Annotated in this window: 3 protein-coding genes; all 3 read right to left on the bottom strand. The window is 48.0% G+C overall.

What is annotated here, in order from left to right; all coding sequences use genetic code 11:
- Positions 1-119 precede the first annotated feature (119 nt).
- Positions 120-3,569, bottom strand: coding sequence for a PEP/pyruvate-binding domain-containing protein (locus ACO6VG_RS17475; protein ID WP_422474936.1), 3,450 nt, complete (start codon positions 3,567-3,569; stop codon positions 120-122).
- Between the two features lie 192 nt (positions 3,570-3,761).
- Positions 3,762-8,657 (bottom strand): DUF4116 domain-containing protein, encoded by a 4,896-nt coding sequence (locus ACO6VG_RS17470; protein ID WP_422474934.1) that lies wholly within the window; start codon positions 8,655-8,657, stop codon positions 3,762-3,764.
- 178 nt (positions 8,658-8,835) lie between these two features.
- Positions 8,836-12,540, bottom strand: a complete 3,705-nt coding sequence (locus ACO6VG_RS17465; RefSeq protein WP_422133475.1) for a DUF4116 domain-containing protein — start codon at positions 12,538-12,540, stop codon at positions 8,836-8,838.
- Positions 12,541-12,597: the final 57 nt, after the last annotated feature.

Below are 12,597 nucleotides of genomic sequence, written 5' to 3'. Positions count from 1 at the left end.
TCAATAGCTGATGAGTCATTAATTAATTTCATTGGACATTGATATTTTTATAAAGTTCATGAAGTTTTCACGAAATTCGGGATTGCTTTGTTTCGCTGGCAAAGAATAAGGGAGAAATACTATCGGCAATTGCCATTTGCCAATTGAATAATCTCTTTATCGCTTCGGAGCCCTTCACCGGCATAACACAAAACTCCGGGAGATTCTGCGACAGCGGCAATAACGATATCTCTATCATTCCTCAGCACCTCATTCAAATATCTCAGTTCCATGGGATATTTTGAAATGACGGGTAATACAAAGTCTTTATCATTCCAGACTGCTTGGCTGGCATATTCCAATCCATGTTTGAGCAGGGCATTCCTGACCTTTTCTTTATGATCCCCAAGCGGTTGGCCTGGTGCTGCATAAAACTCCAATTCGTGACTGAACGATGGCTTGATAACAAAGTATTGATTTCCCAGGTCATACACTTGCTCAACCCATCTGGTAGCACTTTTAGGTTCGAATAATAAAAAATGATGTAACAGCTCCCTGCGGATGTCCTCACTCATCTCTTCAGTCATAAAGATGTCCTGCAGACTCTCTTCCGGTTCTCTATTAAAAAACAATGACCACTGATACGCACCTAACCGCCGGGCATGATGGGTAAGCTGTTGGTGGTGGTTGCTCAATAAACTGCAGAAAGCGGCAGTAGTGTAGCGACCACCCCTGAGCCAATAAAACATTACGAAAAGGCAATGTTGAAAAGCGAATCTATCTGCGTTTGTCACAACATCACGATCAAGACGTTGCGCAAGCAAGTTAAAGTCCCACTGACCGCCTTCAAAAATGGGAGAGCACTTCAACCGAATATCCATATTATACATAGCACGTAACACAATGATCAGTTTTTGAAAGGCATTCCGCATGGTTTTTGGTAATTTCATTCGGGAGCATTCGACAATAATCTCACCCGCAACTGCGTTGCAACTTAGCTTCATGCTGTCAGCATTTTGATCCAGTTTGATCTCTTTCAGTAATTGCGCCAGAAACCACATACGTCTGAACTTGCCGGATTTATCACGGTCATCAGGCCTGTCAAATTGATCAGAAAATGTCAGCCGCAAGGTTCGACCTTTCCCCCCCTCTGCACACTCAAGCAGCTCGATAAGGCCCACATGACTTCCAAGTTCCAGGTTAACAATCGAGGCTTCATTCATAATGATGACAGTCCCTATAAGCCTTAACTCTTCCATAAGTGCTCTGAGGACCGGACTCAATATCGGTGTTTTTTCACCCGGGATCGTGCAATCAACGTAGTTGATTGCCCTTTTCCTTGTCAGATTGCCCTGACCCGAGGCCGAAGTGACCGGTGCCAGCCCTTTTATGAAGCGCTGATGCAGGGCAAAAATAAGCTCATGGACACTCCGGACCTGCTCAGCCTCACCGGGGATGAGTGCCTTAAGACAGGATTGCAACTGATGGCAGTCTGTCACCCATTGACTAAAAATTACCGGGGATAGCTGTCTTTTTTCAGTAGTCTGCATTGGCAGGATGAAACGCTTTAACCCTGATCCGATGATCCGTTTCAGTGTTTCGAACCGGTTGCTCAGTTGCGGTAATTCTTCCTGCAGTGATTTGAGTTGAGGTGAATCGCTGTTACCCGCCAGCGACAAGAATGCCCTGTAGCCATCGAGCAGTTTTTCAGCCCCGTAAACCAACCGATTAACGGTGTCTCTGATCTCTTCCATAATCTTGAGTCGTTGCGGCGACATGCTCAGTTTTATCGGGTTTGCCAGACAATCCAAACCGCTGCCGGAGGCAAAAAATGACAGCAGCCGGGCATTTTGATCCGTGAGCCACTGAAAACCGCTGGCAACCTTAAGGAAAGTGCCTTCAGGGGGGGACAAATCATCCCGCGACGGGACGGCTTTGTGTAACTGCACATCAGCAAAAGCAGAGGCCAGGCTTCTATAACTGGCCAGTTTTCCGGTAAGGTCACCGGAAACAATAAAGGCACCCGGCTTACCCTTAAAGCGGGCGCAGGCCAGCGTCGCCTGTTGGCCTTCCCCGGCGGCTATGGCTGCAAACTTTTCACCGGCCAGCATTAACGTTTTTCCTCTCTCTTTCATGAGGATCGCTGCATGATCATTGAATCCTCCTTCAGCCATGAAAAAACCTCCCGCCCGCTCCAGAAACTCAGGCTTCAGCATCCACTCTTCAGCATGGTGGGCCACGACAATGGCTCCCTGTGGCATAGAGTCGGCCTGTTGTTGTTTGGCCAGCCAGAGGGGACCGGTGCAAAAGCCTTCGCTGACACCCTCGCCAATGGCCAGAGTCTCTTCGGGTACAGGCATGGCAAAATCCATACCACCAGAAAGTCGGGTAACAGGACGCACCTGTAACAGGAAAAGTTGACCCTGATGATCGATGGCAAACTCCAAATCCACGGGGCAGAGCAACAGGTCTTCCAGCGTTGTCACCGCTTCCATGAGCTCTGAAACCGTTTCATCACTGAGTTTCTGTCCGCCGTCGTCTGATTGAGCACCAGCATTATCAATTGCTACTTCCGAATAGCCGTTATTCTTCTTTTGCAGGACGAAATGACTTGAGATCGTGCCGACAAAGTATTGATAGCTGTCAGCTTCTTCTTTACGATCCTTGCGATAAATATCAATGCGGTGGGGCCTGTTACCGGACTGCCCTGCTACCACACCTCTGGGTTGACCTGGTGTGTACTCAACCCTGACGGTATCATCCTGAAAGGATTGAAAGCTCATGACGACGCCACCATATCGACAGTCAATACACTGTTGGATGATCAGCGCCATGGGTTGTGGAATGCCTTCGGGACAGACTTCAGGCCGATAACCTGAGGCCATGACCTTGAGACAGGTACTCAAAACATCGCCTTCTGCCTGAACGACAGAGAGGTATTTACCCGCCTGGGCATCGCCGTAGTTATCTTCGTTGATGCCGGAACTGCGGACAATCACGGGCTGTGATGCAGAGAGTCGGTCCACCTGACGGTGCAGCTCACTGATTTTTCGGGCCGCTTCAGAATCTTTAACCTGTTCGTAAAAGTCATCACTGGCAATAAATTCTGCCATACCTGACAGCCAGTCATCCCTCTTGGTTTGCTCTGAAGGCGCTAAGGTATTGAGGTATTCCCGGATGTTCTTCAGGCTGATCTCCTTCAGCGGTTCATCAACAAACCCGGGGAAATAGTGGTCTAAAACATGGGTATCGAGAGGGTGTTGTTCCAGTGCATTGATGATTTGAACAGTAACACATTCGAAGGGCGGAACAGACAGACCGGCTGCTTTCATGCGCCACAAAAACATCCCCTTGCCCCCGAGTAGTTCTCGTTTGCAGGGAGAATGGTCAGCAGCCTGATCTGAAACAGCTGAATGACAGTTGCGCCTGACCAGCAAGCTTGAGTCGGGCGTACCACGGGTATCAAGATTATCGAAATACCTTCTGGCTGGATGACCAGCCTCATTGGATCGAGTACCTGCTCCGGTATTCTGATCAGGATTGGTTGTCAGGCTTTCAGGACACGATGCTCTGAAAGTAACATGATTCATTAGACATCCCTCTCATAATGTTCACCTGTGACCCAATAGCTGATGAGTCAATTAATTACTGTCCTTGGACATTGATATTTTTATAAAGTTCAACCGTCGGCCAAAAGCACGCATTAGAAAAAAAGCCAATAAGCTGGCAAAACGGCTTGTGCCGGTCAACGATGTCAGAATTGATCAGACCTTATTCGCAGATTACTCGACGTATTCACGAACTTCGGGGTTTCTTTGTATTGCTGCCTCAATAAAATCCTCACCATCTTCAAATTCGAAAGCAACAAAATTGAAAACATCAGAATCCTGTTCAATCAAGTCCAGCATATAGTCACGATCCTTCAATAGCGTTTTATTGACATATCTCAAGATATTAAAATTGATAGCCACTAAGGTTTTAATTATGTTTTTATCGCTTCGGATTCTTTCACTGGCATATCTGAGGGCTGCCGGATAATTTTTGATAGCGGCCATTACAACTTCTTCATTATCCTGTGGTTTCGGGCTGGCGTATCGCAGTTGATAGCCTTCTTGGGTGACTGCAGCCAGAACGACCTCGTTATCACTCTTCAGTTCTTCACTCAAATGTATCAGATTATAGGGGTTTGATGAAATGGCTGCTAATGCAAGGTCTTTATCATTTCGAATCCGTTGGCTGGCATATTTCAATCCTCCCCTGAGCAAGACACTCCTGATCTTTTCTTCGAGATCCCCAAGCGACTGCGCCGGTGGAAAATAAAACTCCAGGCTGTAAAGATAGGACGGCTTGATCACGTAGTATTGATCTTTCAAATCAGGATACACAAGATCAACCCATCCCATAGCCTTACCGGGATGTAACAATAAAAAATGATGCAGCAGCTCCTTGCCGATGTCCTCAGCGTTTTTATCACTCATCAATACTTCCCGAAGATTGTCCTTCGAATTAATGAGCCGTCGACTATGATCAATAAAGTCTTGTTGATGACTGTTTAATAACTGGTAGCAACCGGGATTAATGCCATTTCTGTGACTATCAACCATTAAGAAAAGGCAATGTTGAAAAACGAATCTATTGGCTTCTGCCGAAAAATCGCTATCAAGGCGTTGTGCAAGCAAGTTAAAGCTCCACAGATCTTCTTCAAAAATGCTTCTTAGCTCTAAAAACTCATCCAGATCATAAATGACATCTAACGCCGTTATCAGCTTTAAAAAGGCATCCTGCATGATTTCAGGTGATGTCAATCGGGAGCATTCGACGATCATTTCTCCCGCTGCAGCGTTGCAACTCAGCTTCATGCTATCAGCATATTTATCCAGTTCGATCGCTTTCAATAACTGCGCCAGAAACCACATACGTTTCAACTTGCCGGGTGCATCACTGCCATTAGTGGCATAAAATTCCTCAGAAAATATCAGCCGCAAGGTCCGACCTTTTCCCCCGTCTGCGTTTTCAAGTAGCTCGATAAGGCTCTTGGTATCTTCTAAATCCAAATTAACAGTCAGGGTATTATCCATACGGATGACAGTCCCTTTAAGAAGCCTTAACTCTCTCAGACCTGCCCTGCAGGACGAACTCAATACCGGTGCTTTTTCACCCGAGCCATCCGTTGTCGTACAGTCAACATAGATCACGCCCTCGTCCATGGCCAGCATGCCCTGAGCCGAGACCGGAGTATCTGGTGCCCGGGACTTTACCAGGCACTCGTACAACGCAAGCATCAGGCCATTGACACTCAGGACCTCTCCAGTCTTCATGGGATAGAGTGCCTGAATACAGGATAGGATGACTTCTCTGTCATTCTTCAGTTCTTCACTCACGTATTCGAGATTGTATGGATGTACGGCAATGGCCGCTAATACCAGATCTTTATCATTTCGAACCCGTTGGCTGGCATATTTCAGTCCTCGCTTGCGCAAGACATTTTTAATCTTTTCCGTTTGATCCCCAGGCGACTGAACCGCTGGAACCTCAAAATTCTGGCTGTAACTGAGGGATGGATCGATAACAAAGTATTGATCTCTCAGGCTATATACATCCTCGTACAATGGAGTAGCCTTATTGGGCTCTAACAATAAAAGATGCTGTAAGAGTTCCCTGCGGTTGTCCTCAGCGATCCTGTCACTCATTAACACTTCCCGAAGATTGTCCTTTGATTGAGCTAACCGTCGACTATGATGAATAAACTTTTTTTGGTGTTGGCTCAATAACCGTTTTAATAACCGGAAGCAATCCTGAGTAATCCAATCCCCAATGCCATAAACCATTAAGAACAGGCAATGTTGAAAAGCAAATCTGTCGGCTTCAGCCGCAACATCGCTATCAAGGCGTTGTACTAACAAGTTAAAGCTCCACTGATCTCCTTCAAAGATGGCTGTCGACTTTAAGTCTATATCCAGATTCTTAATGACACGTAACGCCGTTATCAACTTTACAAAGGCATCCTGCATGATTTCACGTGATTCCATTCGCGGGCATTCAACAATCATTTCACCTGCTATGGCATTGCAACTTAGCTTCATGCTACCAGCGTGTTTATCCAGTTCGATCACTTTCAGCAAATGCGCCAGGAACCACATACGTTTCAATTTGCCGGGGGCATCACTGCCATCAGCCCTGACAAATTGGTCAGAAAATTTTAGTCTCAAGGTACGTCCTTTCCCCCCCTCTGCGTGTTCAAGCATCTCGATGATGCCCATGTGATGTCCTAACTCAAGGTTAACAATCAAAGCATCATCCATACTGACAACCGTCGCTGAACGCTTTGATTTTTTGAGGGATGCTTTGCAGGGGTAGCTCAATAGCTGTCCCATTTCATCGTCGCCACCCGGAGTCCTGCAATCAACATAGGTGATGTCCTTTTTCCTGGATATCCGGCCCTGACCCGAAGCCAGAGCGACCGGCGCCATTGCCTCTACAAAGCGCTGATGCAGGGTAAAAATCAGTTCATGGACACTTCGGACCTGCTCAGCCTCGCCGGGGTTGAGTTCTTGAAGACAGGATTGTAGCTGATGGCAGGCGGCCAGCCACTGGCGAAAAGTTCCGGCAGGTGCCAGGCCTTCTTCAACGGATTGCAGGGGCAGGATGATACCCTCTAGCCTTGACCAGATAATCTGTTTCAGCGTCCCGAAGCGGTCGATCAATTGCTGTGATTCTTCCCAGATTGACTTGAGCTGAGATGAATCACCGTCATCCGCCAGCCGCAGGATGGCCCGGTACCCCTCCAGCAAGGCCTCCGCCCCACAAATCAGGCGATTTATGCTGTCCCTGGTCTCTGACAATAGCTTTGATCGCTGCGGCGAAATACTCAGTTTGATTGGGTTTGCCAGACAATCCAGTCCGCCGCCGGTGGCAAAAAATGCCAACAGCCGGGCATTTTGATCCGTTAGCCATTTAAAACCGCTGGCCACCTGAGAGAATGTGCCTTCAGGGGGAGACAAATCATCCCGTGAGGGGACGGCTTTTGCTATCGGCACATCAGAAGCAGCAGAAGGCAGGCTTCTGTAACTGGCCAGTTTACCGGTCATGTCACCGCTCACGATGAAAGCACCGGGCTCACCGTTAAAGCAGGCACAGGCCAGTGTCGCCTGCTGCCCATTATGATTGACTACTGACGCATACTTTTTACCGGCAAGCATTAAAGCTATTTTTTTCTGTTTCATGAGGATCGCTACATGGTCATTGAATCCTCCTTCGGCAAAGACAAAACCCCCTGCTCGCTTCAGGAACTCAGGCTCAAGCATCCAGTCTTCAGCGTGCGGGGCCACGACAATAGCTCCGAACGGCATAGCGTCTGCCTCTGGTTTTTTGGCCAGCCAGATGGGGCCGGTGCAATAACCTTCGCTGACGCTCTCGCCAGTGGCCAGGGTCTCTTCGGGTATGGGCATGGCAAAAACCATGTCGCCGGAGAGTCGGGTAACAGGGCGTACCTGCAACAGGAATAGCTGTCCCTGATGATCGATAGCAAACTCCACATCCACGGGGCAGAGCAACAGGTTTTCCAGCTCTGTTACCGCCTCCCTGAGTTTTGAAACCCTGTCATCAGTGAGTGAATGCCCAGTGACCTTTGATTGCGGATTGGCATCATCAATTCTTGTTTCCGAATAGCCGTTATCATCCTTGTTCCTGTGCAGGATAAAGTGACTGGAGATGGTCCCGGGAAAGTATTGGTAGCTGTCAGTTTCTTCTTTAACACCCCCGCGATAAATATCAATGCGGTGAGGCCTGTTACCGGACCGCCCTGCCACCACGCCTCTGGGCTGACCCTGTGTATACTCAAGCCTGACGGTATTATCCAGATAAGATTGAAAGCTCATGGCGACACCACCATATTCGCAGTCAATGCACTGTTGGATGATCAGCGCCATAGGTTGTGGTATAGCTTCGGCGCAAACTTCAGGTTGGTAAGCTGAAGCCATGACCTTAAGGCAGGTTCGCAAAATATCCTCTTCTCCCTGAACTAAAGAGAGGTATTTGCCCGCCTGGGCATCGCCGTAATTATCTTCATTGACGCCAGAACTGCGGACAATTACGGGCTGCGATCTGGTGAGTCTGTCCAGCTCGGTGCGCAGATCCCTGATATTTTGGGCTGCTTCAGAATCTTTAACCTGTTGGTAATAATCATCACTGGCTACAAATTGTGCCAGACCCGCCAGCCAGTCATTCCTTTTGGTTTGCTCTGAGGGCGGCATGGCACTAAGGTATTCCCGGATGTTCTTCAGGCTGATCCCGGCATCCAGTTCAAGGTCAATCCCGGGGAGATAGCGGCCTGAAAGATGGCTATCCAGAGGGTGTTTGTCCAGAGGGTATTGTGCAAGCGCATTCATGACCCGGACTGTCACACATCGGAACGGTGGAACAGACAGACCGGCGCTCATCATGCGCTGCAAAAACATTCCCTTGCCCCCAAATTCTTCCCGTTTGGCGGATGAACGGTCAGCAGCCTGATCTGAGACAGCTGAACGGCAGGTGCGCTTGGCTAGCGGCGTCCGGTCCGGAACGTCACCGGGATGAAGATCACTGAAATGCCTTTTGTGTGAATGCTTAGCCTCATTATCCTGATCAGGAACAGTTGTCAGGCCACTGGGACCTGGTATGTCTGTAGCAGGAGGTAACATCAAAATATCCCTCTCAGGTTCTTATTCATCCATGACTTAATCGCTATGGCATAAAACGTTTGGTACTTTTGACAATGATATTTTTACGAAGTTCACCACTCAGGCTGAAGAGCACAACAGGAAAGCGGCAATAAGGTGTGGCAAGACGATTTGAACCAGTCAACGTTTTCAGAGCCAATCAGACCTTATCCGAAAGTTTCCTGATGTATTTAATAACTTTGGGGTTTCTGTGTCTTGCTGCCTCAATAAAATCCTTATCCTGTTTAAGCTCAAAAGCAACATATTTGAAAGCTCGATGATTTTTTGCAATTAAGTCCAGCATAAAATCGCGATCACTCAATACACTTTCACTGGCATATTCTGAGTATTGAATATCATTAGCCATTGCGATTTTAATAATATTTTGATTGCTTCGCATTTTTTCACTGACATACCTCAGAGCCTCTGGATATTGTTCGACAGCCGCCATTACCACCCTGACATTATTCTTAAGTTCTGGACTGGCATATTGCAGCTGATTGCCATCTCGAGTGACTGATGCCATGACGACATCAGTATCATCCCTCAGTTCTTCATTCACGTATTTCAGTTGTTCGGGATGTTTTGCAATGGCGGCTAATACAAGTTCTTTATCATTCAGAACCCGTTGGCTGGCATACATCAACCCATGCATGAGCAGGGCATTCCTGACCTTTTCTTTATGATCCCCGGACGGCTGTCCCGGTGGAGCATAAAACTCCAATCTGTAACTGCAGGATGGCTTGATCACAAAGTATTGATTTTCCAGGCCATACAGACGTTCAACCAATCGAGTGGCGTAACTGAAGTCGACCAATAAAAAATGATGCAGGAGTTCCCAGCGAGTGTCCTCAGCGATCTCATCACTCATTAACATTTCCCGCAGAATGTCCTCCGATTTTCGTCGCCAAAAAATTGCCCGCGTGCACTCACCTAACCGCTGTGCATGTTCAGTAAAACGTTGAAACTGATTGCTCAATAACCCCCGGCAAGCCGGAGTGATGCACCAACCTTGTTTGTAAAACATTAAGAAAAGGCAATGTTGAAAGGCGAATCTATCGGCTTCTGTCGCAACATCTCGATTAAGCCGTTCTACAAGCAAGCTAAAGTCCCACTGGCCTCCTTCAAAAATAACCCTTTTCCGAAACTTTTGATCCAGTTCAGCCATTGAACCTAACACAATGATCAGTTTTTCAAAGGCATGCTGCATGGTTTCACGTGATGCTATTCCCGTGCATTCAACAGTGATTTCACCTGCTACAGCATTGCCATTCACATGCATGCTATCGGCATCTTTGTTCAGCCCGATTGCTTTCAGTAACTGCACCAGAAACCATACACGAATAAACCTGCCGGTTTTTCCAACACCATCAGATATATTGAATTGGTCAGAAAATTTCAGCCGCAGAGTTCGTCCTTTACCTCCCTCTGCATTCTCAAGCAGCTCGATAAGAGCCAGGTGACATCCTAACTCGAGGTTAACAATCAAGGCTTCATCCATACTGATGACAGTCCCTGAAAGCCTCAACCTTTCCATGGATGCTTTGCCTGACAGTCCCAATAGCGATAACTCTCCGCCCGGAGTGGTAAAATCAAAATAGGTGATGTGCTCTTTTCTAGATATCTTGCCCTGAACAGAAGCCAGAGTGACGGGGGCCAGAGCCTCTACGAAACGTCGATGCAAGGCAAAAATAAGCTCATGGACACTCCGGACCTGTTCAGCCTGCTCAGGGTCCAGTGCCTGAAGACAGGATTGCAGCTGATGGCAATCTGCCACCCACTGACTCAGGATTCTCGGGGATACATCCCCTTCTTCAGCGGCCTGGATTGGCAGGATAATATTATCTAACCCTGATCCTATGGTCTGTTGCAGCGTCTTGAACCGTTTCCTCAGTTGCGGTAATTCATCCCGCAATGACATGGTCAGGTATGGTCGACTTTTTAGAGCCAGCCCCAGAAATGCCTTGTATCCAGCTAACAGTTCTTCAGATCCATGAATCAGCCGTTTCACGCTATCTCTGGTCTGTGCCAATAGTTTTAAGCGATCTGGCGACATGCTCAGTTTTACCGGGTTTGCCAGGCAATCCAGTCCACCACCGGAGGCAAAAAATGCCAAAAGCCTGGCATTTTGATCCGTTAGCCATTTGAATCCACTGCCGACATGACAGAACTTGCCCTCAGGAATTGATAAATCCTCCCAGGACGGAATTGCGTTCGCCAGGGGCTGATCAGAAAAAACACTGGCCAGGCTTCTGTGACTGACCAGCTTTTCTGTCATGTCACCGGCAACAATAAAGGCTCCGGGCTTGCCTTTAAAGCGACCGCAGGCCAGTGTCGTCTGTTGGCCATTGTCAGTGGCAAATACCGGACACTGATCATTAGCCCGCATCAGGCTTATTTTTTGCTGTTTCATGAGGATCGCTACATGATCATTGAATCCTGCTTTGGCAAAGACAAACCCCCTCACTTGCTTCAGGAACTCTGGCTCAAGCATCCAGTCTTCAGCGTGGTCGGCGACGACAATGGCGCCTTGTGGCATAGCGTCTTTTGCTCTTTTTTCAGCCCGCCAGAGGGGACCGGTGCAATAGCCTTCACTGATGCTGTCGCCAATGGCCAGGGTCTCTTCGGGTATGGGCATGGCAAAAACCATGTCGCCAGCGAGCCGGGTAACAGGGCGTACCTGCAGCAGGAACAGGCGCCCCTGATGATCAACGGCAAACTCCACATCCACAGGGCAAAGCAACAGGTTTTCCAGCTTTATCACCGCCTCCATGAGTTCTGAAACCGTTGCATCCGTGAGTTGCAGTCCACCGTCGTATGATTGAGCATCAACATTATCAGTTATTGTTTCCGAATAGCCGTTATTGTTCTTGTGCAAGACAAAGTGACTTGAGATTGTCCCGGGAAAGTATTGATAGCTGACAGCATCTTCTTTGCGATCCTTGCGATAAATGTCGATGCGGTGGGGCGTGTTACCGGTCTGCCCTGCCACCACGCCTCTGGGTTGACCCGATGTAAACTCTGCCCTGAGGGTATTATTCTGAAAAGATTGAAAGCTCATGGCGACTCCGCCGTATCGACAGTCAATGCACTGTTGGATGATCAGGGCCATAGGTTGCGGTATACCTTCGGAGCAGACTTCAGGCCGGTAAGCTGAAGCCATGACCTTAAGACAGGTTCGCAAAATATCCTCTTCTCCCTGAACTAAAGAGAGGTATTTGCCCGCCTGAGCGTCGCCGTAATTATCTTCATTGATGCCGGAACTGCGAACAATCATGGGCTGTGATGCAGAGAGTCCGCCCACCTGACTGTGCAGCCCCCTGATTTTTCCGGCCGCTTCAGAATCTTTAACCTGTTGATAATAGTCTTCGCTGGCAATAAATTCTGCCAGACCCGCCAGCCAGTTATTCCTTTTGGTCTGCTGTGAAGGTGGCAAGGCATTGAGGCATGCCCTGATGTTCGTCAGGCTGATCTCTTTCTCTGCTTCAAGTTCATATTCAATCATTGGCAGATAGCGGGCTAAAAGCCCGGTATCCAGAGAGTGTTGCTCAAGCGCGTTCATGATCCGGGCTGTCACACATTGAAATGGCGGAACAGACAAACCGGCTTTTTTCATGCGCCACAAAAACATTCCCTTACCCCCCAGTTCTTCGCGGTTGAGGGGAGTCGGATCTGAAACAGAAAAACAACAGTGACGTTTGGCTAAAGGCGTTTTGCTGATCGAAACGCCACTGGAATCAGAATCACAGAGATGCTTTTTGGGTGAACTATCAGTTCCTCTGGATGGACTACCAACCCGGTTATTCTGACTTGAATAAGCTGTCAGAAGTCCATCATTCGATTTATCAGAATTGACATTTAACATTAAGATATCCCTTTCGTGAATAACTGGCACACCAATAAAGTTCAACCTTCAGTCTGA

It is taken from the genome of Endozoicomonas sp. ALB032, assembly GCF_049310125.1.
In the GTDB taxonomy this organism is placed as follows: Bacteria; Pseudomonadota; Gammaproteobacteria; order Pseudomonadales; family Endozoicomonadaceae; genus Endozoicomonas_A.
This window is presented reverse-complemented; position numbering and strand designations above follow the sequence as displayed.

Excerpts from the sequence above, each read along its gene's own strand:
- ACO6VG_RS17475 (WP_422474936.1), bottom strand. The coding sequence starts at position 3,569 with ATGAATCATGTTACTTTCAGAGCATCGTGTCCTGAAAGCCTGACAACC.
- ACO6VG_RS17470 (WP_422474934.1), bottom strand. The coding sequence starts at position 8,657 with ATGTTACCTCCTGCTACAGACATACCAGGTCCCAGTGGCCTGACAACT.
- ACO6VG_RS17465 (WP_422133475.1), bottom strand. The coding sequence starts at position 12,540 with ATGTTAAATGTCAATTCTGATAAATCGAATGATGGACTTCTGACAGCT.